Genomic DNA, 22,882 nt, shown 5'->3' with positions numbered 1-22,882 from the left:
AAACTATTTATAGAATTAGTGAGTATACTATTAAGTGCTGCTAGCATAGGAGATGCACCGTTTTTTTAACGAGTTATTTAAGTACTACCTATTTCTATTTTTGGTTTTAAAGTTAATATTGTTAAATCACACTATCAGATTTATAAATTTTTATACTCTTTTTCGAGATAATATTTTATATCATTCTTTGGAACGAAACAGATATAATTACAACCATATCTTTCAAAAATTTTGATTATTTCGAAATTTTTAAACTCCCTATCGGTCAGAACTGTAAGTTTCTTTGGATTTATTTTTAACTCGTTAATGACGAATTCTAAGATTTCCTCAATATATTTTGGGAGGAAATTGTTATGAACTTCGATAATATCGCAATAAACCACCAAACTAAATGCCTTCGTATGTAAAACCGCAGTTATGTATTTGTATGAGCCAGAACTCCCCCTTTCTTTCTGTAATTGTGAATTATATCGGAGGATTTTAAGTTCTTCCATAGTATGCTTCAAAGTGCGTATCCATCGACAGGTAAAATTTGCCTTTTATCTTTTTTAAAATCGTCGATTATTGACTTAACGAAATATTTATATGCCTCTTTTATCATAGATATATCTGCGTTTCTTTATGTATCGATAGTAAGAATCCACTGAAGGATACCCTAACGTGCTAATCGTTTCTAAGTATGTGTTGCTTTCTATAGCTTTGATGAATCCTTTAGAATAACCTTCAACCCGATAAATCCTCGGCGTAATTCGTAAAGCCTTACCAACAAAACTGTTAAATTCGTTAAAGGATTTTATTATTGTGTGTTTTATCCCCTTCATGATTTCACCTCCATATTTTTTTGATATTAACTATTCGATATTACCAAATATTAAGTTTTCTATTAGTTAGTATGATGTTCGGAGATACTGTTTAACTAAATTTTTTAATTCATCCAAATTTTTCAAAATACTCATTCTATCCCCTATTTCTTTATTTTTGCAATTTCATCATTTTTAATCCATCTAAGCAGATTATTGTCTTCATTTTTAATTTCCTCTAATCTCTTCTTTGCAAATTCATAATAATCCTTAACAATCTCAAAACCCAAATAATGCCTATTTAACAGCTTTGCAACAACACAAGTTTGACCAGAACCAAGAAATGGGTCAAAAACAATATCTCCTTCATCACTACCATAAAGAATGATTTTTTTAACTAATTCAGTAGGTAATTTTGTTGGGGTCTTAACTTTTCCCCTCCAATATTCCCTGTTTATTACCCAAACATCCTCTGGATAATGATCTATTTTGTTGAATTTGTATTTTTTCTCATCTTTGACAACAAATAAAATATGATAATGGGATGTTACAAATTTTCTCTTTGTAAAGACACCAAATTGATACTTCCAAATTATATGATTTATTGTTATAAATCCAACGTCATCTAAGGCATTAAGAACATCCTTTAAATTTGTCCAGCCAGAAAATACATACATACTTCCTGTTGGTTTTAATATTCTATATGCTTCCTTCATCCAATTATAGGAAAACTCATAATTCTCTTTTGGAATCTCATTGTATCCATCTAAAACATTTTCATCTTTTCTGTTGTAATTATTTCTTTTACTTTTAAAATTAATACCATAAGGGGGGTCAGTAACAATTAAATCAATGCTATTGTCAGGAATATCTTTCATTAGAACCAAACTATCTCCTAAGTAAATATTATCAATCTCAAATTTTCCCAATTTCATAATTCCACTCATTATATTATCATGATTAAAAAATAAAATTTATAAATCCTCAGGCAATTTTGCGGCAATGTCGTGGTGTTCAGCAAGACCTAAGGCAGCAACAGCCCCAATAATCCCTCCTTCACCATTAACTTTAACAACCCTTATATCATTTTGCATTGCTATTGCTCTCGCATCTTCTATTGAAACCAACTCTCTCTTTGCCCTAAGAGCAAATAACTTCATGCTTTTTGATGGAGTTATTCCATAGTATATCGCCATTGAGGTATCGTCAGACAAACTTTTTTCTTTTAATTCTTTTTTTATTAACTCATCAATTTTGTATTTATATTTTGGATAAACTGCAAAGGTTAAAGCAATAGAAACGCAGTTTTGTGTTTTATTTGGATTTCCTGGGTAGAGTTGGACGATTGTGTGGTCCATATAGTAGCCATAGCCTTCCTTTTCAACAGATTTTCCAATCTCATTTGCTAAAACCCAGGTAGCCCCTTCCTCTTTTGTATCAGTATCATCTATCCCAACAATAACCTTTTCCATTTTTGGGGTTATAACCTCTGCTTTCCCTAATTTTGAACCCCCACCTTTTTGGTGGATTATTACATCAACTACGTTTTCTGCTTTCTTTCTCATCTCTGCCCCTACTCCAGCACCTGCCAAACCAGCGTGAACTATGTGAACATTTTCCCCTTCCAAAAACACTTCCTCAATACCCGCGGCAGATATTGAGGGGATTAAGTTTAAATCTGCCTTTCCAATCTTTGTGACAAAATGATGTTTATTTCCCTCTCTCCATGCTGAGACAATTAAAGGGGAGGTTCTTTGATACTGATAGACGACCCACTCTGCTCCATTTGGACACGGGTGTTCTTCAACTAACTCCACCAAATTCAACCCTTTATCAACCATTGCCACGATTCTTTTATAATGCAGTTCCTCCATGAAAACCACCAACCTAAATTCCCTCCAAATACTTTATAAGTTCTGAATAATCATCACTACCAGTTTTCACTATGGCATAACTCAGGATTGCAAATTCCAACTGTTTCTCAACCTCTTCAAGTTCCCTCTTCAAATTTTCAATCTTATTATATACATCCCATCTCAAAGATTCATCTAAATTAATTTCAATATCTTTAAATTTTTTAAAGAGTTCTTTAATCTCATTATAATTTGGAATATTTATATTTTTATTCAACTTATCCAAAAGTTTTTCAGTTATGTCAATGTCCTTTATGAGATTCTTCAACCAAATATCCAGTTCTTCAAAATCTTCAAGGACATTTTCAAGTATGCTAATTTCATCATGAATTTTCACATATCTAACAAGCAATTCCTTCAACTTGTCCTTTTCTTTAAAATCCTTATCTTTTATTATAATTAATTCCGCTATTTTTTTGATATCCCCCTCCATAATCTCCCTCGCAAAATTAAGATTTTACATGCCTTATATTAACGAGGGCTCCGTGTTTAGCCTTTTTCATTTCCAAACCATTCATCAACGCTCTACCAACACCAACAACTTCATCATCCTTTATTAAAACAATTTCATCATTAACCGATATATTCTCATTACAGTCCTTAAATCCTGGAGCGAATAAACTTCCCTTTCTTATATCATAATTAACTTCAACATATAAAACATCTTTCCCATTCAACTCCCAAAGTAATTCTCCACCTTGCAAAGTTAAGACAAACAAGCCGTTATTTTCATTTAATGAACAAATCTGGACTAATTTATTGTTTTTGTTTATTAAGAATCTTTTGTTTGGTCTATCCTTTATAACAACATCATCTGGAATAAAATTAACCCCAAACTGGAATTTTGCCAATTGTTGATAGTTATGTATCTTTTGTTGTTTCTTATTTAGATTTATGTTTTGTTCTTCTTTTATTTTTTTGAGTGTTTCTTTTAGGTTATTCAAGGATTCATCCGAAAGTGGATTTCCATCAACTGCAGTATTTATATAATCATCTAAATCCAAAATTTCCAAATAATGTTCAGGTAGATGGGAGATTATTATAGTATCCCCAAATTTCTCTTTAACTTTTTTTATGTAGTTTTTTAAGGTTTCATTTATAAACTCAACTTCTTCATTGCTCCATTCTCCAGTTACTGGAATATCGTAATTAACAACCCCTTCCAATGCTCTCGGCACCAAACCATAAGGAGATGTTAATATAATCTCCTCCACAACCATTTTGGATGAGTTTATTGCATTTATAAAGAATTTGTGTGATTTTGATGTGGAATATGGTTTTTTTGATGAACATGGAAGAAGAACTACAACATTTGTAAATGGTTCATAATTTTTTGCCCTTTCAATGTACTTTTTAACTTCTGGGATTCTTGTTTCATCAATACAAACGATAATTTTTTTGCCTTTTGATGATGGGATGTTCCTTAAATCTGGATTATATCTTCTGTAATTTGCCCTTAAATATGGATTGGATATTGTGGTTTCTTCCACTAAATTCCTCAAACATCCTTCCTTTATACAGTATCTTATCTCTTCCAAAACCTCATCTATTACTTTTTTGTTATGCATGTAAAGCATCTCAAAATCATCGTTGGATTTAATTAACCTATTTTTTGTAAATTTATAGCCAAGGGATGCGTAATATTTTGCAGAAATATTATCAAAATAATCAACACCCATATAAGCAAGAAGAGGCATTTCATAAGGTATGGTTCCTGGGAAGTATATACCCGAATTTGGAGAAATCTTTTCTCTTATTTTTTGAATAATTAGGAGTTCTTTTCTTTCAATTATTCTTCTGCCATCTGCAATTATGTATAAATCAGCATCTTCTATTTTTAACAAATCAATATGCTTTCCAACATTTATAATTTGGTAGGTTATTTCTTCATCCTTGTATTTTGCATTCCCAACATGAGATTTGTTAAAAATTCCTGCAATTTCTCTTGGGGTATCAAATGGCATTTTTATTGTTGGTGTTAATATTCCATCTGAAACTTTTGAAAAGGGAAGCAAAAGAAATATCTCCTCGCTTTTCTTGGATGTATATGACCTTATTTTAACATCTATTAAATTCGGTGTTAATGTTCCATCTTTCTCTTTGCAGACTCTTCCTATATCATAACTTACCGGTTCAAGCATTTTACCACTTTTATTTTTAATTTTTTATTTATTTTTGAGAATCTCAATGATTTCATCGTCAACAGGTTTCATCACATTCCCTATTTTTACAATATTTTCAATGCATTCCTCGAATGTCTCTCCAACAATTCCGTTGTTTGAAGGAATCTCCACAAATAAAGAACTATATACTGCAAAACATCCAGAGGCAAGTTTTAATGCACAGCCAACTTTTCCTCCATCGCAGATGATACCCACTAAATTACCTGTGAAACTTTTTACTGCCTCTGTTATTTTATCTACATTACTTCCATAAATGTAATAACATAACCCACACAAAGCCCCTAAACCCCCTCTATTCACACATCCACACATTGAGGAGATGTAGGATGAATGATAAGTTGCATAAATTGTTATTAATGCCGATAAAGTTAAGGATTTTATTAATTTTTTAGTATCTTTGCCTTTAAACTCATGATACGCAATGATTGGCATTGTTGCCATTATGCCCATATTTCCACTGCCTGCAATTGCCATCGCAGGTTTATTTATCCCCCTCATTCTCTCGTAACATGCCGATGTAGTTTTTTCTATGATATATGAGAGTTCATCATTTCCTAATTTTAGATATTCGCTATTTACAAGTTCTTTATTTGTTTTTATTGTTTCTATTATTAGGTTTTCAATTTCCTTTGGAATATCTTCAATATATTCTAAAAAATCAGTTAAAGTTAGGAATTTAAATGCATTTTTTAAGTTTTCATCATCTTCATTTGTATTCAAGTGACTTCCTTTTATTATATTTGATTTTACATCCCCATCTTTGGTTTTTATTACAACCTTGCAATATATGTCCCCATCAACAACATCAATTTTTAATCTATCTTTTATGTAATCTTCCAATTCTTTGCTGTATTTTATCCCATCAAATATCATCAATTTCTTCTCCGCATTTCCTAATAATCCACCAACAACCGCAGGTAAAATTCCAAATCCATTGGTATTTGGAACTCCAACAGAGAAGGCATTTTTAAATGTCCCTTTGTCGAGAGTTAAATCTATCTCCTCTATGTTGTAGGGATTCTCTGGTTTGCATAATGCAACAGCATAACCAATTAATCCCACTTCCGTACATCCGAGTGCTTTGACAATTTCTTTATTTAAAATTTTTGTCATTAGTTCTTTTTTCATATATAACACCAAAATAGTTTTTTTATTCTATTTTACTATTACTTTAAATTAATACTTTAAAATTAAATTTAAAATTTTTTATGAAAAAAATTTGTAATTACATTTGAAACCAACGTATCTATTAATATTATCTCTTTCCCAACTCCTCAACCATTAACAAAGCACAGTACTCTCCACAAATACTGCACGCCTTTTCATCTAATGAAGGAATTTCTTCCCTCATCTTCTTAGGTTTTTCTTTATCAATAGCCAACTCAAACTGCTTTTCCCAGTCGTGGTTTTTTCTTGCATAAGCCATCGCTATTTCTTTTTCCCATGCTTTTGCATTTCCTTTTGCAACATCAGCAGCCTGAGCAGCAATCTTTGCTGCAATAACTCCTTCTTTAACATCACTTTCAGTCATTATTCTAACATGCTCAGAAGGGGTTACATAGCACAAGAAATTCGCTCCAGAGTATGCTGCAAGTGCTCCCCCAATTGCCGAGGTTATGTGATCATATCCCGGGGCTAAGTCAGTGACAATTGGACCCAAAACATAAAATGGGGCATTTTTGCAAATGCTCTTTTGCAACTTCATATTTGCATCTATGTTGTTTAAAGGAATATGTCCTGGACCTTCAACCATGCATTGAACGCCTTTTTCCCTACATCTATCAACGAGTTCCCCCAATACAATGAGTTCATGTATTTGTGCCCTATCTGTGTTATCTGCCAAACAACCGGGCCTCATTCCATCCCCTAAACTTATAGTAACATCATAATCTTTAAGAATATCCAACAAATAATCAAAGTTCTCATAGAGGGGATTTTCTTTTTGGTGATACAATATATAAGCGGTTAAAAATGCTCCGCCCCTACTAACAACGCCCATTATCCTACCACTTTTTTTAAGTGTCTCTACACTTTCTTTTGTTATTCCACAATGCAGGGTCATAAAATCAATGCCTTCTTTTGCCTGTCTTTCTATGACATTGAATATTAAATCTTCATCCATATCAATAACTCTTCCATATTTTTTCTTTGCCTCAACTCCAACTTCATAGATTGGAACTGTTCCAATTGGTAAGTTTGTTGCATCCATTATTGCCTTTCTGATTTTCCTTAAATTTCCTCCAGTACTTAAGTCCATTATTGCATCTGCTCCATACTTTTCCGCTATTTTTGCCTTCTTAACTTCCAAATCAATATCTACAAAATCTGGAGAGGTTCCAATGTTTGCGTTTATCTTTGTTCTCAATCCTTCTCCAATACCTACTGGTTTTGTGTTTCTGCTTATATTTTTTGGAATAACAACATAACCTTTTGCAATCAACCTTCTTAGTTTATCAATTTCTATTCCTTCTTCTTTTGCAACAAATTCCATTTCTTTTGTAATAGTTCCATTTTTAGCATCAATCATTTGTGTCATAATTCCACTTCCATAATCCTATAAAAATCAACATAAAAATAAAAGCAAAAAACTCATAAGTAAAAAATTTACAAAACCCGAAGGTCATTCAAATTTATTAAACTTCTTAAATTAAAATTTATCATAGAATACAATTCTAAATTTAGAATTTAAACATTTATTGCAAACCATTATAATCAAACAAAATATATAAATTTAACTTAAAAAACTTTAGTGATGTGTGGATGTGGTGAAAATGTGGAATTTAGAAACTGAAAGGGTCATTAAAGAGATAGAAAAAAGAAATGCAAAAAGAATCCTATTTCAAATTCCAGAAGGGTTAAAGAGGGACGTTGAAAAAGAGATTGAAAAGATAAAAGAATACTTTAATAAAAAAGGAAAAAGTTTAGAGTTGATGATTTGGGGAGGAACGTGCTTTGGTGGTTGTGATTTGGTTGATGGTGAGGTTGGGCATTTGGGAATTGATTTGATTATCCACTATGGGCATGAGGAGTTAGAATATGCAAAACCTTCAATCCCAACGATTTTTGTCCCAGTTTATCATATCTTTGATGAAAAAGAGAAAAATGGGATCCTTAACGATATTAAGGATATTATAAAAGAAAAAAATATCTCCACTGTAGCAACAACAATTCAATATAAAGAACTCTTAAAAAGATACAACCCTACCATCGTACTGGGCTGTAGGGCAGAAATAAATAAAGAAGGCAATATTTTGTTTGTTGGAACTGGGAGGTTTCATCCGCTAATGATTGCATACAAAATAAAAAAACCAGTAATTATTTACAATCCAGTAACAGGAGAGGTTTCATCCATTGAAGAAGAGGAAATAAACAAATTGATAAAGAGAAGAATTGCTGTCATCTCAAAGTTGATGATAAATCCCCCAAAGAAAATTGGTATCGTTTTATCCACAAAAAAGGGACAATGTAGAAAGAAGGTTCTTGAGTATGTGAAGAATTTATTAAAAAATGCTAAAATTGACTACCTATTAATTGTTGTAAATAATCTCTCCCCCCAATCCTTAATTTATGATGTTGATGCGTATGTAATAGTTGCATGTCCAAGGATTGTGATGGATGATTACGCCTTATATGACAAACCAATACTAACTCCAAAGGAATTGGAAATGCTAATAAATGGAGAATTTGAGTATGTATTTGATGAAATAAAGAAAGAGGATTTTGAGGGATAATATGCTCTTCAAATATTCAATAAGAACAAATTCAAGAGAAGAGATGATTGATATAACAAATTATGTTGAGGAGAGTGTTAAAAAAGCAAATGTAAAGGAAGGGATAGCAGTAATATTTACTCCCCACACAACATCAGCCATAACCATAAACGAGAATGCCGATCCCTCTGTGAGGAGGGATATAATAGCATTCCTAAAAGATAAAATCCCAAGAGATTATCCATTTACACACTTGGAAGGGAACTCTGACGCCCATATAAAGAGTTCCACATTTGGATGTTCTTTAACGGTTATAATTACAAATGGGAAATTACTTTTAGGAACATGGCAGGGAATTTATTTCTGTGAATTTGACGGTCCAAGACATAGGAATTTTTATGTTAAGGTCATAAAAGGTTAATTTCTTAAAAATTATCCATCTTACAATTTCTATTTTTGTGTTGTTATGTGTTTAATGGAATTAAAAAATTTTATAGTTGTGATAAAAAAATACACAAAACCAAAAAGTATATATAATAGTTTTGAATATTGTATTTGTGCCGACGTGAGATGTGCAGGGGTCGCCAAGCCTGGCCAAAGGCGCCGGACTTAAGATCCGGTCCCGAAGGGGTTCGGGGGTTCAAATCCCCTCCCCTGCACCATTTTTAATTTTAGACGATTAAATTGATAAATTTAAATTTATAATTTTACATTTCGCTAAAATTTTTATATATCTTCAGCGTTTTTTAAATTGAATTAAAACTGAAGGTGAGAGTTTGATAATTGGTGTTTTGGGAATTCAGGGGGCTATTGAAGAACACGAAGAAGCTATAAAAAAAGCAGGTTATGAAACGAAAAGAGTTAGATTTGTTGAAGATTTAAAAGACATAGATGCATTAATCATCCCTGGTGGGGAAAGCACAACGATGGGTAAGTTAATGGTTAAGTATGGGTTTATAGATGCATTAAAGAATTCTGATTTGCCAATATTAGGAACCTGTGCGGGTATGGTTCTCTTATCAAAAGGAACTGGTAAAGAACAGCCATTGTTAGGGTTGATGAACATAACCATAAAAAGAAATGCCTATGGAAGTCAAAGAGAAAGTTTTGAAAAAGACCTTGAGATGAAAGGCATTGGAAAAATCCACGCTGTATTTATAAGAGCACCAGTGGTTGATAGGATATTGAGTGATGATGTTGAGATTCTTGCAATGGATGATGACAAAATCGTTGGTGTTAGGGAGGGTAAATATATGGGACTGTCCTTCCACCCAGAACTTTCAGAGGATGGATATAAAGTCTATAAGTATTTTGTAGAGAATGTTGTTAAAAAATAAAATAATTATGTGGAATGTAAAAATTACAATTTAAAAAAGCAAAATTATTCAAAATCAAACAATGGTGGCATCTTGTCATCAATCCCTGGAATATATCCATAGATATCTCTGAGTTTCAACTGCATTCTGTGGAATATGTATGCGAGTGGAATTTCCATTGGACAGACGTCTTCGCATTGCCCGCAGTTTATACAACTTTGGGAGACGTGGGACAACCTAATACCCTGAAACATTACTGGATCTGGAGGAATTTTGCCTTTTTCATCGAGGTAATCCGCCTCCAATCTACACTCTCTACAGAAACAGATTGGACAAGCATCTCTACAGCCATAACACTTAATGCATCTATTCCAATACTCTTGCCATCTTTCAAGGTCTGGATATTCCTCCTCAAGGTGCTTTTTCTGGAAACCTTTAGCGAGTTTGATCATGCTCTCTTCTATCTTCGCTCTAATTTCAATACCTTTGTCAGAAGGCTTTTTAGTTTTTATATAACCTTCTTTTTCAGCATTTTCAATGAGTTTTTTCCCTTTCTCTGAGCAGATTTCAACGAACGTCCATCCTGGTTCTGCCCCCCAGTTTCCACATGCTAAATCCGCATTTCTTGGGATTTTTAATTCGCATCTTTGGCAGTTCTTCCTCCTTCCAAAACCTTTTTCTTCCAACTCATGGATTTTTACTGCCTTATGTTCCCCATTTTTTAACTCGATGATGAATTTTCCTTTATCGATTTCCTCCTTCACAACATCCTTAGGATCTACCTCATAAAATAGTTTAATCATCTTCATCGCTGTAATTGGACTAATGGTTCCTCCGCAGTTCAAACCGATCATATAGACGTTATCTAAGTTGATCTGGTTCAACTTCGCCAATTCCCTTATTGCCATAGCATCGCATGGTTTAACAGAGACTGCAATCTTTTTATCTGCTAAGTAGTTCTTTATCAACTTCCCAAAATTCGTTGGAGCACAGTGTAGAGAACCAGCAGTCTCAATTAGTTCTTCCGAATTCGTTATGAATGCTGGAATCCCATCATAGAGATCATCTCCTTTCTTTAATGCTAAGACACCATCAACGAGTTTTTTATCCAGTAGGTATTTGAATAATGCAGTTACTGCTCCACCACATTCTGCATGCTTTAAAATTTTCTCATCAGATGCCTGAACTAAAACGTATTTATCCATGATACCACCTTTGATGGAATTTTAAAATTGGAGATTCTTTTGGATGTCATCAATTGAATCAAATCCTAAATCAATCCCCATTTTTTCAGCAAGATTCTTTATTATTCTCCAATCATCTAAAGCCTCTCCTGGTGGATTTACTGCTTTATTTATTTTTTGTGTTTTTCTCTCTGTATTTGTGAATGTTCCATCTTTTTCTGCCCAGCATGCAGAAGGCAACACCACATCAGCAAGTTCTGCAGTTTCACTCATTATAATATCTTGAACAACCAAAAATTCAGCATTATCTAATGAATTTCCATCACATAATGCAGGATTTTCCCCCATTATATAGATGCATTTTGAATTTTTTAATAGATCTATATATTCATCCCTACCCAAAGCAGGTATTCCAATAAGTGTTGCCCCAACTGTGTTGCAGTGCTTTGCAACTGGTAAAGCTTTGCCTCCTTTCTCTTCAACGACTTTGATAATTTCACCAACATCCCCCATTGGGGCATTTATTATTACAATGGTATCTTCATCAGCGTTTATTTCAACTTTTGAATAATCGTCAACCTTTATAAACTCATCAGCATTTAATTTTAAAATTTCTTTTTCTTCTGTGTTGAAGATTGTTATTTTAGCCCCTTTTTCTTTTGCCTTAACCACTCTTCTCCCAATCAGCGGATTTTCCTCAAAAACATCGCCAATGATTATGATACTTTTTGCATTTTCAACATCCTCAATACTTACAGATATCTCTGAATAATTAACCTTTGGAGAACAGCAGATGCAATGCCCAATCTTAGCCCCTAAACTATCTGCAAATTTTTTTAATGCATAGTTATCTTCATTTGTACATCTTCCAGAGGCAATAAAAGCTATATCCTCTTTGTTGTAATTTTTTAACTTCCCTGCAATTAACTCCAGAACCTCATCCCAATCAACTTCAACAAATTTTCCATTTTTCTTAACCAATGGCTTTTTTAATCTCTTCTCATGATAGATTATTTTGTAGGAGTTTTTTCCATTTAGACAGTTTTTTCCTTCATTTATTGGATGCCTCTTGTATGGGTAAGTTCCCACGACCTTATCATCCTTGACAATTAGGTCTATCCCACACCCTACACTACAACCAGGACAAATGGTATGAACAACCCTCACTATATCACCTTTATGATGCGACTTTTTGAGCAGAGATTTCTACCAATGGGAAACTTTCAACCTCAACCTGCACGTCTTTTGTTAGGTTTATTAGATTTACTAAAATTTGGAGTAATTTATCCAGTATTGATTGTGAAACATCCTCTGAAACGTTGTTGGTATTTTCTTCAAACTCCACAACCCCTTCAACAACAAACGATACTGGAAATTCTTCCATTTTTAAATTACATATATAACAGAATGAATTGTTGTTTATCTTTTTGTATTCAATGTTCCAATCCACATCCAATTCCAAGTTTGTATTTTTTGGATTCTCCTTTGGTCTTACTAATTTTAACTTTTCAATGCTCATTTTCATATTCATTTATATCACCGTATTACCAAATTCATATTAATATCACCTCCATTATTGTATATAAAATTTACTACTTAATTCAAATTTTTATTATTATAATAATATAAAATTCTAAAAAGTATTATCAAATGAAGAAAAAATTATAATGTAATGTTATTATAGGAGTTCCTCAACCTTGCTAATAATTCTTTTTAGGATTTCTCTATCAGGTAAAACGTCTTCAGGAGGTTCAATAACCCTTTTCAATTCGATTGGAATGCCATCCATTCTATAAGCAGTTCCTTCACATTCCACTCCTGCAATTGCTGGAGGGAGGATGATGTTTGCCAATTCTGTTGTTGGGGTTCTGTGAGGCTCTATTGCTATTAGTGGGATTTCTGCCATTCTCTCCACTGCTTTATTTGGGAAGTGTGCTCCAGGGTCAGAGGCAATGTTGAGCATGACATCTGCCTCCTTTCTCATTAGTAAATCAGTTACACTCGTATCTCCTGGGTTGAATCTTGGGTAGCCCCTTGAGTAATCAACACACAATGGAAAGCCAGAAATCCATGTGCACACTTGGTTGAATCCATTTACATTGTAATGTCCCCTCATTGGAATGAGCGAGAATTTTGTGTAGGCATTTAAGTCGATAATTAATTGGATGGCATTGTCAATGTTTCTATGCTTGCTTTTTGATTGAGTGACACCCATACCAAAGAATAGGATTCCAAATTGGGCATTTTTAAGAATATCAACTGCTTCATAGATTGTCTCTACTGGAATCCCTGCAACTTTATCAACCCCTAATTTGAACCCTTTCAATGCTGCCCTCATTGCACTTATTAACTCATAATCTCTATGTTGCTCAACCTGTAAGTGGATATCTGCCAATTTTGCAGTATCTGTTTTCCTTGGGTCAACAACTATCAAGGTTCTATCGCTTCTTCCCCTCTCCCTGAAAAATCCTCTTGCAAATACTCCATACCTACCCAAATGTCTTGGGTGTGCGTGCATAGGATTGCATCCCCAATATATTACAACATCCGCCCTGTTCTTTACCTCCCCCAATGTGCAGATTGGATAACCAACATCCTGCAGTGCCCAAACACTCGGTCCATGGCAAACCTCTGCTGTGTTACTAACAACTCCTCCAACCATTTCAGCCAACTTCATTCCATACGCATGTGCATGACATTCAGTTGCTGAAAATCCATATAATATTGGTCTTTTAGCATTTACCAATATCTCTCCTGTTTTTTCTATTGCCGTATCCCAATCCACTTTTTTGAAGTCATCTTTTTTATTCTCCCTCATTAACGGCTCTGTATATCTAACTGCTCCATCTCTATGGGTGAATTTGCTGTGCCCAATTCTGCATGCGTTTTTTGTTCCAACTATGTGGTTATCTTTAACATAGCATATTATGTCATCACACAATGTCCCACAAAATGGACATACAACATTTTTTACTTCTTCCATGGAACCACCTTAAAAAATAATTTTTTAGGCAGGATCTTTGAATGCCCCCTCAATTTGCTTGAATAATTGGATGGTTTTGAAGTGTTTCTGTTCTAATGCTCCACTTGGACATCCAGCGGCACATGTTCCACATCCCTTACACAATGCCGCAATAACTTCTGCAACCTTTTTACCATCTTTTTCAACTAATCTTGGGGCTCCGTAAGGGCATTGTTTTACACAAACTCCACATCCACCGCAGATTTCTTCATTTACGGATGCAACAATCGGCTCGACTTCAACTTCTCCCTTAGCCAATGGAATTGCAGCCCTTGCTGCTGCTGCGGAACCTTGTGCAACGGATGCTGGAATATCTTTTGGTCCTTGACATGCTCCAGCGAGATAAACCCCATCCGTTGCTGTATCAACTGGTCTCAATTTTGGGTGTGCCTCCATGAAGAATTGGTCTGGTGTTCTTGAAATTCCCAATATCCTTTGGATTTCATCTGCTGATTTTGTTGGAACCATCCCTACAGATAAAACAACTAAATCATACTCCTTCTCGATAATTTCTCCTAATAAGGTGTCTTCTGCTCTGACAATTAGGTTCTTGGTTTTTGGGTTTTCCAAAATTTGAGCAGGTCTTCCTCTTATGAATGTAATGCCATATTGTTTTGCACTTCTTTCATAAAATTCCTCATATCCTTTGCTAAATGCCCTAATGTCCATGTAGTAAATATCTATCTCAGTTTCTGGGGATTTTTCTTTAATTAATTGTGAGTTTTTCATTGCATACATACAACAGACGTTGGAGCAGTATTTGTTGCCAACTTTTGCATCCCTTGAACCAACACATTGGATGAATGCAATTCTCTTTGGCTTTTTACCATCGCTCAACCTAATTACTTTTCCTCCTGTTGGACCTGAGGCATTAATCATCCTTTCCAATTCAAGGGCGGTTATAACGTTATCATAAACTCCATATCCATACTCTTCCCTAACCGTTGGGTCAAATACATCATAACCAATAGCACAAATTATTGTTCCAACCTCAACCTCAATGTACTCTGGTTTTTGGGAAAAGTCGATGGCATTAGGGCCACAAACCTTGGCACATAATCCACACTCTATACAGTGTTCTTTGTCAATAGTGTATTTTGCTGGAACTGCTTGTGGGAATGGTTTGTAGATTGCCTTCCTCATTCCAAGACCCATATCAAATTCATTTGGCACATCTATTGGACAGACCTCTGCACACTGCCCACATCCAGTGCATTTTGTTTCATCAATGTATCTTGGCTTTTTCATAATCTTAACTTTAAAGTTTCCAACGTATCCTTGGACATCTACGACCTCTGAATATGCGTAGAGTTTAACATTTGGATGCTTTGCAACATCAACCATCTTTGGAGCCAATATGCAGATAGAACAGTCGTTTGTTGGGAATGTTTTGTCAAGTTGTGCCATTCTACCTCCAACAGAAGGAGTTTTCTCAACCAGTATTGTTTCAAATCCCATGTCTCCTAAATCAAGAGCAGTTTGAATTCCCGCTACTCCTCCTCCAATAACTAATGCCCTTCTTGTAACTCCAACTTTGATGAATTCTAATGGCTCCAACAACCTTGCCTTTGCTACTGCCATCCTTACTAAATCTTTTGCCTTCTCTGTTGCTTTTTCTTTTTCATGCATGTGGACCCATGAACAATGTTCCCTTATGTTTGCAAACTCGAATAAGAATGGGTTTAATCCTGCTTCAGCAACACATCTTCTAAATGTTGGCTCGTGTAACCTTGGAGAACAGGCAGCAACAACAACTCTGTTTAAGTTATATTCTTCAATATCCTTCTTAATCATCTCTTGCCCTGGGTCTGCACACATATATTTGTAATCTCTTGCAACAACAACATTTTTTAATGTCTTAGCAAATTCAGCAACTTCTGGACAATCAACGACTCCTCCAATGTTAACTCCACAATGGCAGATATAGACACCAATTCTTGGCTCTTCCATGTTATCACCAAATATTATTGGTAATTTTGTATATTTTGTTGATATTTGATTTATTAATTTATTAATTAGTTTTTCTAATAAGTATGTGTAAAAAATTATTTCAATGCCAGAGCATTCCTCTTAATCTTCTCACATGTCTCAACACATTTCAAGCACATCACACAGAATCCTTTTAATGGCATTTCATTATTGTCAGCTAGCTCTAATACGTTATATGGGCAGATTTCAACACATTTCCCACATTTATCACAGAGGGATGGGCTGAATTCGATTCTGTTGTATTCTTTTCCGTTGTGGGTTACTTTACCTAACTTCAATGCTCCTGTTGGGCATGCAATTGTACATGCTCCGCATCTTACACACATTCTGAATTTTTCTTTCTCTTCTGTTTTCTTCTTTGTTGGAAGTTCCATTCCTCTCTTGTTAATTACTTTTATAGCACTTGTTGGACACTTCATTGCACATGAACCGCAGTAGTTACAGTTTTCCTCAACCCACACAAGCCCCCCTTCACTTACTGGTTTTGGTGGCTCATACCCAACCTCCAAGGTTATAGCATTTACAGGACATGCATTAACACATAACCCACAACTTGGACATCCTACTGGTGGAATTGCAACCATATCCTCAATTTTTATGAGGTTCCTTGGACAGACCTCTGCACAAACTCCACATCCAACACAAAGTTCCTCATCAATTTCGAATTTCTTAATTGTTTTGTCTCTTTTTGGAACTTTTCTACCTGCAACAAATATTGCATTCCATGGACATGTTTGAGCACATATACTGCAGTAGATACATTTACTTTCATCAACAACGGCTTTGTTGTCCTTAATCTCTATGGCATTTACTGGACATTCATTAGCACAAATCCCGCATCCAACACAGTCATCTGTAACAACAATTGGTTCTTTTGGAATTGTGATTTCTTTTTTGTTTGGTTCAACAACTCCTTCCATTCCAACGAATCCATCTGGACAGGCATCGATGCACTTCATACATCCAACACAGAAGCCCTTTAACCTGTTTTCTTCAATTTTTAGGTTATTTGGACAAACATTTACACACTCTCCGCATAAATCGCATTTACTTGGATTGTAACCTATTTGCTTAATTTTTTTACCGTCTATGTTGATTTCTCTCAAACTTAAGGCATTATTTGGGCATGCATTGACACAATTACCACATAACATGCAAACCTTAAGGGGATTAAACTTTAGTGCCTCATTAGGACATGCCCTTTCACACGCTTTGCATAGGTAACAATCCTCCGTATTTATCACTATCATTTTATCCCCTTATGACTTTGACTAATTCATTTTTCTTGTAAACCTCTAATGAAAGGCCATTATTGGAGTTTCCAATTACATGGGTTGCACATGATAAGCATGGGTCATATGCCCTAATTACCATCTCCATGTAGTTTAGGATTTGTGGATTTGCATCGTCTGGGCTTTTTAAGTATTTTTCAGCAACCTTTCTAACTCCAATGTCCATAGCAGGGTTGTTTTGGACTGTTGCGACAATTAGGTTTGCATCGGTTATGATTCCTTCCTCATCTGTTTTGAAGTGGTGGATTAATGTTCCCCTTGGTGCCTCAACGCATCCAACTCCTTCTCCAACAATATCTTCTGGTTCTGCCCTTATATCTTCTACAACAATTTTATCATTCTCTAAAAGTTCTTTTACCTTTTCAGCACTTGAGAGAAGTTCAATTAACCTTGCATAGTGGAAGAGCATTGGATAATGGCACGGTTTTCCGAATTCTTTAACGAATTCTTCATAGTATTTTTGTGCTAATAGTGTTGCCATTTTATCCGCTACATTTAACCTTGATAATGTATTTACTCTATAGACCCCTTCTTCCCCTTTATCTTTTAAGTATGGGAATTTTAAGTAAGAATATGGCCTAACACCTTCAGCAATGTAGTTCATGTATTCTGATGGGTCAAATTCATACTCAACTTTTCCCTCTGCATTAACTACTCTAATTTTTCCATCGTAGAGTTCATGAACTCCATCATTTACCATACCTGCATGGTAGGATTCAAAATAGCCAATATCTAATAAATCATTCTCCTTTAAGTTCTCAATGAGTTTTTTTCCAATTTCAATGGACTTTTCGGAAAGTTCAACTGCCCTTTCAGATAATTTTAATAATTCCTCCCTTTCATCTTCTTTCAATGGTTTTGACTGCCCTCCAACTACACACGTAACTGGGTGGATTGCCTTACCTCCAACAACTTTAACAATTGTCTGCCCTATTTTTCTCAACTCTATAGCATCTTTAACAATCTCTGGATGTTCTTTTGCAATTGCCAAGATATTTCTTTTTAAAGCATCGTCTATAAGCATCAAATCTGGTGCAGCGAGCATGTAGAAGTGAAGTGCATGGCTATGGACTGTTGCCCCTTGGTGCATTAAATTCCTCAAAAGTTCGGCAGTTTCTGGGATTTTTACACCAAACACTGCATCCACTGCTTTAGCACTTGCCAAATGGTGGGCAACTTGACATATCCCACAAATTCTTGGCGTATAGATTGGAGCATCCTCTATATACCTCCCTTCCAAAAACTTCTCAAAGCCCCTAACCTCAACAACGTGGAAATGAACCTTATCCAAATTCCCATTCTCGTCAAAGGATACGGTTATTTTTCCATGCCCTTCAACCCTCGTAACTGGTTCAACTGACAATTTTACCATTTTATCACCGTAATTTCAAATTTTATGTATCGTCGTGTTTTTTATGAATACTTATTTTAACCTAATAGGAATTAAGGCACTTGGAAGAGTAAACTTGTAGAAACAGCCAATTTTGTCTTTTATTGATTTTGGCAACATTGTTGGGTCTGTTTCTCTATCTTTATCAATTCCAAAGTCAGAACATAAAGCAGATATCATCTTAGCCCCTTGGTCAACAATAGCGTCTGTTGGACCATTGCAACCACTACATGGAACTCCCACACTTGGACATGCTGCTCCACAACCTCTTCTTGTTGCAGGACCTAAGCAGAGATAACCTTGCTCCAATAGACATTTTTCTGGGTCTGGTTTTCCTTCATATTTTCTTTTTATTGTTTCAATTACAACACCATCATCACTCTTTTTCCTTGGACATTCATCACACATATTTTTCTTTGGTAATTCTGGCTCTTTTCCTTCCAATAATGCTTTTATTATATTGGCTATTATTTCTGGGTTTGGTGGACATCCTGGGATGAAGTAATCAACATCTATAACCTCAGATAGTGGCTTAACTCTTGAAGTTAATGAAGGAACTTCTTCACTTGGAATAATGCCTTCATCATTCTTTGTTGTTAGTGTTGTTTTGTAGGCCTTCTCCAATATCTCATCATTTGAATATAGATTGCCCAATCCTGGAATTCCCCCAAATGTGGCACAAGTTCCAAAAGCAATAACTACTTTTGCCTTTTTTCTCATTTCTTTTGCAATTTCTAAGTTCTCTTCGTTTCTTATTCCACCCTCAATTAAAGCAACATCAATCTCATCCGGAATCTCCTTAACATCCATTAATACTGGACAATGGACAAGTTCAACATTTTCTAACAAGTTTAAAAGCTCTTCATGCAAATCTAACAAACTTATGTGGCATCCAGAACAGCAGCATAGCCATGTTGTTGCTATTTTTGCCATTTAATCACCTTATTTGTTTAATTTTTCTTTTAATTTGCAAGGTCCAAGGGATTTTATTGTATTGTAGAATTCAATCATCGTTTGCTGAAACTTCTCCCCTTCTGATGCGGAAATCCACTCGTGCCTCAATCTTTCCCTTTCAATGCCCAACTCTTCTAATAATTCGTATAGCATCATGACTCTTCTTTGCCATTTGTAATTCCCAGAATCGTAGTGGCAATCCCCTAAGTGGCAACCTCCAACAAAAACACCATCTGCACCTTCTTTAAATGCTTTTAAAACAAGGGATGGCTCAATTCTTCCAGAACACATGACTCTAATTATCCTTATGCTTGGAGGATACTGCATCCTTCCCACTCCTGCGGTATCTGCTCCACCATAGGTACACCAGTTGCAACAAAACCCAATAATTTTTGGCTCCCATTCAGACATTAGACCACCATTAAATATTTTGATATCCATATTGCGAAAACTAATCGAACATATCATAACAATTTTTAATATATATAGTAATACATTTAGAACCAAATAGAAAATTTTATATATATATTGAAATTTTAAATTACAATATTATTTAAATTAAATTTTTGGATATAAAAAAGCAAGAAAAGATATTAAAAATTGATTTTGGGAAATTCTGTAGTAAAATGAGGTAAAATCAAAAATAGTTTTTATTTTTAATCTTGCCATACTTTATGTTGATATTATGTCCTTAATTTATTTAATTTTTAAAAATAGATATTTATTTTGTAATCTTATTTTTTAAATTTTTATTATTTTTTAATAAAAACTCAAAATTTTATTTTAACATATATAATTTTTCATTTTAACTAAACAATAAATTTTAATAGATATCATCTTTAATAATATCTACATTAATTTTTCAAATAAGGTGGTATTATGGGTAAGGTTGTGGAGATTCATCCTACAACGCGACATGAAGGACATGCAAAGTTGGTTTTAAAGGTTGATGATGAAGGAATTGTTGAGAAAGGATATTATTTAAGTGTAACCCCAGTTAGAGGATTTGAAAAGTTTTTAGTTGGTAAACCAGCAGAATTTGCACCTATTGCAGTTATGAGGTTTTGTGGAGTTTGTCCAGTAGCTCATGCAATTTCATCAGTTGAGGCAATAGAAGACGCATGTAACATAACACCTCCAAAAGATGGCTTGTTGTTGAGGGAGTTGATAGGGATTGCAAATAAAATGCACTCTCATCCATTGCATCAGTTTTTAATATCGCCCGATTTTGTTCCAGAGAAGGATAGGGTAGAGTTTATAAAAAGAGTCCAAAAAATGAGGAAAATTGCCCAATATATTGTTGATGTTGTTGGAGGGGAAGGAATTCATCCACCAAACATTAGAATTGGAGGAATGGCAAAGAACATAACAGAATCTGCGAAGGCAAAAATATACTACAAATGCAAAGAATATGAAAAACTTGCAAAAGAACAAATAGAATATTTAGTTCCAATATTTGAGAGCAAGACATTAGCTGATGGAACAGAACTGCCAGAAAAACTTGGGTATCATGATTTTGGTTATATAGCAACTCATCCAACCTATGGAGATAGAACAGCAATCGACCAGAGTAAGGTTGTAGAATATGCTTCTTTTGAGTTTTATGAAAAAGATGTTGCATTGCAAGCATCAACAACAATCCCAACATACAATGGGAGATTGGCAGAAGTTGGACCAAGAGCAAGGTTTAGAAAATTCTTTGATTTTAAAGAAAAAGGTGCCATGGCGATAAATATAGCAAGAACTTATGAATTGGAGGTTTTAGTTAAGAGAGCAATGGAAATTCTTGATGAACTAAACGTGAACGGAAAAACATTATCTGATGAGTCAATAATTGGAGATGGTGAAAAAGTAGGTTTAGGTGTTCATGAGGCAGCAAGGGGACACAATACACACCAAGCAGCAATAGACAAGAGGGGAAATATAGTTTATTACAATGCGATTGTTGCAACAACATGGAACATTCCAGTTATTGGTAAGGCAATTGAGGGAAACCATTATAAGTTTGCGGAGTATGTTGTTAGGGCTTATGACCCATGTATTTCATGTGCGACCCACATAATTGTTAAGGATTATGATAATAGAGTGGTTGATGAGAAAATACTAAAATAACGGGATAAACATGCCAGAATATTTGAATAAAGAAATTTTAATCCTTGGATGTGGAAATGTTCTGTTTGGTGATGATGGGTTTGGCTATGCGGTTGTAAACAAGTTAAATGCATTAAAAGAAAAAATTCCCATCCTAAATTCTGATAAAATAGGGATTATTGATGCTGGAACTGGAGCATCTCACTTTATACTTTCTTTAATTGATGAAAATACGCCAATAAGGAAGATTATAATCATAGATGCAATTGATTTTGGATTAAAGCCGGGAGAATTAATAAAATTGTATCCAAATGACTTGCCAAAGATAAAAAAATACTACATAGATGCTCATGATATGCCTCTTGCAGGGATGATAAAGGAGATTAGCGAAAAATATGGCATAAAAGTTGTAGTTATTGGATGCCAATCAAAAAACATGACTGCCCCAGATATATGCCTTGAATTGTCAGAGGAAGTTAAAAAATCTGTTGATAAAGCTGTTGAGATGGTTTTGGATGAGTTATCAAAATAAATAAACTTGTGGGGGAAATTATGGTAAAAATAGCACACATACACATGTGTGGATGCACAGGATGTTTGATATCTATTGCAGATACTTACGAGCAACTTTTGGATATTTTAAATAAGGTGAAGTTGGTCTATGCATTAACTTTGGTGGATGAAAAGACAGAGATAAAAGAAATAGATGATAAAATAACCATTGAGAGGGAAATTCCTGATGATATTGATATTGCGCTTGTGGAGGGTAGTGTTTGCTTAGATGATGAGCACTCACTAAAAGAAATTCTTGAAGTTAGGGAAAAATCAAAGATTGTTGTTGCCTTAGGAGCATGTGCTGCAACTGGTGGAGTTACAAGATTCTGCAGAGGAAACCAAATGTCAAACCAGTTCATAGTTCATTCTCTCCACTAACAGAAGTTGTAAAAATGTGATTTGGCAATTCCAGGATGTCCTCCTTCTCCAGAGGTAATTGTCAACGTAATAACAGCAGCATTAAATGGAGATATGGATTATTTG

22 protein-coding genes, 1 tRNA gene and 1 pseudogene are annotated in these 22,882 nt (G+C 34.6%); 7 read left to right on the top strand and 17 right to left on the bottom strand.

Annotated features, from left to right (window positions below; translation table 11 throughout):
- Positions 1-140 precede the first annotated feature (140 nt).
- The 8 genes from METFODRAFT_RS06260 to thiC form a co-directional block, all read right to left on the bottom strand.
- Entirely contained in the window at positions 141-506 is a 366-nt protein-coding gene (locus METFODRAFT_RS06260) for a hypothetical protein (RefSeq protein WP_245528937.1), read from the bottom strand.
- Positions 507-581: 75 nt separating this feature from the next.
- On the bottom strand, positions 582-821 hold the full coding sequence (locus METFODRAFT_RS06255; RefSeq protein WP_007044717.1) for a hypothetical protein: 240 nt from the start codon (positions 819-821) through the stop codon (positions 582-584).
- Between the two features lie 143 nt (positions 822-964).
- Positions 965-1,735 (bottom strand): DNA-methyltransferase, encoded by a 771-nt coding sequence (locus METFODRAFT_RS06250; protein WP_007044716.1) that lies wholly within the window; start codon positions 1,733-1,735, stop codon positions 965-967.
- A 39-nt stretch (positions 1,736-1,774) separates the two neighbouring features.
- Positions 1,775-2,674 (bottom strand): methanogenesis marker protein 11, encoded by a 900-nt coding sequence (mmp11, locus tag METFODRAFT_RS06245; RefSeq protein WP_007044715.1) that lies wholly within the window; start codon positions 2,672-2,674, stop codon positions 1,775-1,777.
- A 13-nt stretch (positions 2,675-2,687) separates the two neighbouring features.
- Positions 2,688-3,146: a hypothetical protein gene (locus tag METFODRAFT_RS06240; protein ID WP_007044714.1), complete on the bottom strand. Its 459-nt coding sequence runs from the start codon at positions 3,144-3,146 to the stop codon at positions 2,688-2,690.
- A 16-nt stretch (positions 3,147-3,162) separates the two neighbouring features.
- Positions 3,163-4,854 carry an archaeosine synthase subunit alpha gene (gene arcS / locus METFODRAFT_RS06235; protein ID WP_007044713.1) on the bottom strand — a complete coding sequence of 564 codons (1,692 nt, stop codon included), beginning with the start codon at positions 4,852-4,854 and terminating at the stop codon, positions 3,163-3,165.
- A gap of 24 nt (positions 4,855-4,878) precedes the next feature.
- Positions 4,879-6,024: an L-serine ammonia-lyase, iron-sulfur-dependent, subunit alpha gene (locus tag METFODRAFT_RS06230; RefSeq protein ID WP_007044712.1), complete on the bottom strand. Its 1,146-nt coding sequence runs from the start codon at positions 6,022-6,024 to the stop codon at positions 4,879-4,881.
- A 127-nt stretch (positions 6,025-6,151) separates the two neighbouring features.
- A complete protein-coding gene (gene thiC, locus METFODRAFT_RS06225) occupies positions 6,152-7,432 on the bottom strand; it encodes a phosphomethylpyrimidine synthase (protein ID WP_007044711.1) in 1,281 nt (426 codons plus the stop codon).
- Between the two features lie 235 nt (positions 7,433-7,667).
- On the opposite strand from thiC, the gene dph2 reads away from it, so the two are divergent.
- From dph2 to pdxT, 4 genes are all read left to right on the top strand, one after another.
- Positions 7,668-8,627, top strand: coding sequence for a diphthamide biosynthesis enzyme Dph2 (gene dph2, locus METFODRAFT_RS06220; RefSeq protein ID WP_007044710.1), 960 nt, complete (start codon positions 7,668-7,670; stop codon positions 8,625-8,627).
- 1 nt (position 8,628) lies between these two features.
- A complete protein-coding gene (locus METFODRAFT_RS06215; protein ID WP_007044709.1) occupies positions 8,629-9,027 on the top strand; it encodes a secondary thiamine-phosphate synthase enzyme YjbQ in 399 nt (132 codons plus the stop codon).
- A 153-nt stretch (positions 9,028-9,180) separates the two neighbouring features.
- Positions 9,181-9,268, top strand: a tRNA-Leu gene (locus tag METFODRAFT_RS06210).
- Between the two features lie 114 nt (positions 9,269-9,382).
- Positions 9,383-9,943: a pyridoxal 5'-phosphate synthase glutaminase subunit PdxT gene (gene pdxT, locus METFODRAFT_RS06205; RefSeq protein WP_007044708.1), complete on the top strand. Its 561-nt coding sequence runs from the start codon at positions 9,383-9,385 to the stop codon at positions 9,941-9,943.
- Positions 9,944-9,987: 44 nt separating this feature from the next.
- On the opposite strand, the gene METFODRAFT_RS06200 is transcribed toward pdxT, so the two are convergent.
- From METFODRAFT_RS06200 to METFODRAFT_RS06160, 9 genes are all read right to left on the bottom strand, one after another.
- A complete protein-coding gene (locus tag METFODRAFT_RS06200; protein ID WP_007044707.1) occupies positions 9,988-11,127 on the bottom strand; it encodes a Coenzyme F420 hydrogenase/dehydrogenase, beta subunit C-terminal domain in 1,140 nt (379 codons plus the stop codon).
- A 21-nt stretch (positions 11,128-11,148) separates the two neighbouring features.
- On the bottom strand, positions 11,149-12,273 hold the full coding sequence (locus tag METFODRAFT_RS06195; protein ID WP_007044706.1) for a molybdopterin oxidoreductase family protein: 1,125 nt from the start codon (positions 12,271-12,273) through the stop codon (positions 11,149-11,151).
- 10 nt (positions 12,274-12,283) lie between these two features.
- Positions 12,284-12,637: a hypothetical protein gene (locus METFODRAFT_RS06190; RefSeq protein ID WP_007044705.1), complete on the bottom strand. Its 354-nt coding sequence runs from the start codon at positions 12,635-12,637 to the stop codon at positions 12,284-12,286.
- A 147-nt stretch (positions 12,638-12,784) separates the two neighbouring features.
- Positions 12,785-14,089 carry a formylmethanofuran dehydrogenase subunit B gene (locus tag METFODRAFT_RS06185; protein WP_007044704.1) on the bottom strand — a complete coding sequence of 435 codons (1,305 nt, stop codon included), beginning with the start codon at positions 14,087-14,089 and terminating at the stop codon, positions 12,785-12,787.
- A 24-nt stretch (positions 14,090-14,113) separates the two neighbouring features.
- On the bottom strand, positions 14,114-16,078 hold the full coding sequence (locus tag METFODRAFT_RS06180) for a CoB--CoM heterodisulfide reductase iron-sulfur subunit A family protein (RefSeq protein WP_007044703.1): 1,965 nt from the start codon (positions 16,076-16,078) through the stop codon (positions 14,114-14,116).
- A 95-nt stretch (positions 16,079-16,173) separates the two neighbouring features.
- Complete coding sequence (locus METFODRAFT_RS06175) at positions 16,174-17,367, bottom strand: 4Fe-4S binding protein (RefSeq protein WP_007044702.1); 1,194 nt, start codon at positions 17,365-17,367, stop codon at positions 16,174-16,176.
- A 1-nt stretch (position 17,368) separates the two neighbouring features.
- Entirely contained in the window at positions 17,369-18,781 is a 1,413-nt protein-coding gene (locus tag METFODRAFT_RS06170; protein ID WP_007044701.1) for a Ni/Fe hydrogenase subunit alpha, read from the bottom strand.
- Between the two features lie 51 nt (positions 18,782-18,832).
- Positions 18,833-19,732 carry an NADH-quinone oxidoreductase subunit B family protein gene (locus METFODRAFT_RS06165; RefSeq protein ID WP_007044700.1) on the bottom strand — a complete coding sequence of 300 codons (900 nt, stop codon included), beginning with the start codon at positions 19,730-19,732 and terminating at the stop codon, positions 18,833-18,835.
- A gap of 9 nt (positions 19,733-19,741) precedes the next feature.
- Positions 19,742-20,164, bottom strand: coding sequence for a hydrogenase iron-sulfur subunit (locus tag METFODRAFT_RS06160; RefSeq protein WP_007044699.1), 423 nt, complete (start codon positions 20,162-20,164; stop codon positions 19,742-19,744).
- A 468-nt stretch (positions 20,165-20,632) separates the two neighbouring features.
- Here METFODRAFT_RS06160 and frhA point away from each other — a divergent pair, with 468 nt between their 5' ends.
- From frhA to METFODRAFT_RS06145, 3 genes and pseudogenes are all read left to right on the top strand, one after another.
- Positions 20,633-21,865 carry a coenzyme F420 hydrogenase subunit alpha gene (gene frhA, locus METFODRAFT_RS06155; RefSeq protein ID WP_007044698.1) on the top strand — a complete coding sequence of 411 codons (1,233 nt, stop codon included), beginning with the start codon at positions 20,633-20,635 and terminating at the stop codon, positions 21,863-21,865.
- Between the two features lie 10 nt (positions 21,866-21,875).
- Positions 21,876-22,376, top strand: coding sequence for a coenzyme F420-reducing hydrogenase, FrhD protein (frhD, locus tag METFODRAFT_RS06150; RefSeq protein ID WP_007044697.1), 501 nt, complete (start codon positions 21,876-21,878; stop codon positions 22,374-22,376).
- A 20-nt stretch (positions 22,377-22,396) separates the two neighbouring features.
- Positions 22,397-22,882 (top strand): annotated as a pseudogene (locus METFODRAFT_RS06145) (NADH-quinone oxidoreductase subunit B family protein); the annotation flags it as partial.

Origin of the sequence: Methanotorris formicicus Mc-S-70 (genome assembly GCF_000243455.1) — an archaeon.
In the GTDB taxonomy this organism is placed as follows: Archaea; AGJL01; Methanococci; order Methanococcales; family Methanococcaceae; genus Methanotorris; species Methanotorris formicicus.
Note: the sequence above shows the minus strand (reverse complement) of the source record. Positions and strands in the feature narration are given on the sequence as shown.

Excerpts from the sequence above, each read along its gene's own strand:
- METFODRAFT_RS06255 (WP_007044717.1), bottom strand. The coding sequence starts at position 821 with ATGAAGGGGATAAAACACACAATAATAAAATCCTTTAACGAATTTAAC.
- METFODRAFT_RS06250 (WP_007044716.1), bottom strand. The coding sequence starts at position 1,735 with ATGAAATTGGGAAAATTTGAGATTGATAATATTTACTTAGGAGATAGT.
- mmp11 (WP_007044715.1), bottom strand. The coding sequence starts at position 2,674 with ATGGAGGAACTGCATTATAAAAGAATCGTGGCAATGGTTGATAAAGGG.
- METFODRAFT_RS06240 (WP_007044714.1), bottom strand. The coding sequence starts at position 3,146 with ATGGAGGGGGATATCAAAAAAATAGCGGAATTAATTATAATAAAAGAT.
- arcS (WP_007044713.1), bottom strand. The coding sequence starts at position 4,854 with ATGCTTGAACCGGTAAGTTATGATATAGGAAGAGTCTGCAAAGAGAAA.
- METFODRAFT_RS06230 (WP_007044712.1), bottom strand. The coding sequence starts at position 6,024 with ATGAAAAAAGAACTAATGACAAAAATTTTAAATAAAGAAATTGTCAAA.
- thiC (WP_007044711.1), bottom strand. The coding sequence starts at position 7,432 with ATGACACAAATGATTGATGCTAAAAATGGAACTATTACAAAAGAAATG.
- dph2 (WP_007044710.1), top strand. The coding sequence starts at position 7,668 with ATGTGGAATTTAGAAACTGAAAGGGTCATTAAAGAGATAGAAAAAAGA.
- METFODRAFT_RS06215 (WP_007044709.1), top strand. The coding sequence starts at position 8,629 with ATGCTCTTCAAATATTCAATAAGAACAAATTCAAGAGAAGAGATGATT.
- METFODRAFT_RS06200 (WP_007044707.1), bottom strand. The coding sequence starts at position 11,127 with ATGGATAAATACGTTTTAGTTCAGGCATCTGATGAGAAAATTTTAAAG.
- METFODRAFT_RS06190 (WP_007044705.1), bottom strand. The coding sequence starts at position 12,637 with ATGAATATGAAAATGAGCATTGAAAAGTTAAAATTAGTAAGACCAAAG.
- METFODRAFT_RS06185 (WP_007044704.1), bottom strand. The coding sequence starts at position 14,089 with ATGGAAGAAGTAAAAAATGTTGTATGTCCATTTTGTGGGACATTGTGT.
- METFODRAFT_RS06180 (WP_007044703.1), bottom strand. The coding sequence starts at position 16,078 with ATGGAAGAGCCAAGAATTGGTGTCTATATCTGCCATTGTGGAGTTAAC.
- METFODRAFT_RS06175 (WP_007044702.1), bottom strand. The coding sequence starts at position 17,367 with ATGATAGTGATAAATACGGAGGATTGTTACCTATGCAAAGCGTGTGAA.
- METFODRAFT_RS06170 (WP_007044701.1), bottom strand. The coding sequence starts at position 18,781 with ATGGTAAAATTGTCAGTTGAACCAGTTACGAGGGTTGAAGGGCATGGA.
- METFODRAFT_RS06165 (WP_007044700.1), bottom strand. The coding sequence starts at position 19,732 with ATGGCAAAAATAGCAACAACATGGCTATGCTGCTGTTCTGGATGCCAC.
- METFODRAFT_RS06160 (WP_007044699.1), bottom strand. The coding sequence starts at position 20,164 with ATGTCTGAATGGGAGCCAAAAATTATTGGGTTTTGTTGCAACTGGTGT.
- frhA (WP_007044698.1), top strand. The coding sequence starts at position 20,633 with ATGGGTAAGGTTGTGGAGATTCATCCTACAACGCGACATGAAGGACAT.
- frhD (WP_007044697.1), top strand. The coding sequence starts at position 21,876 with ATGCCAGAATATTTGAATAAAGAAATTTTAATCCTTGGATGTGGAAAT.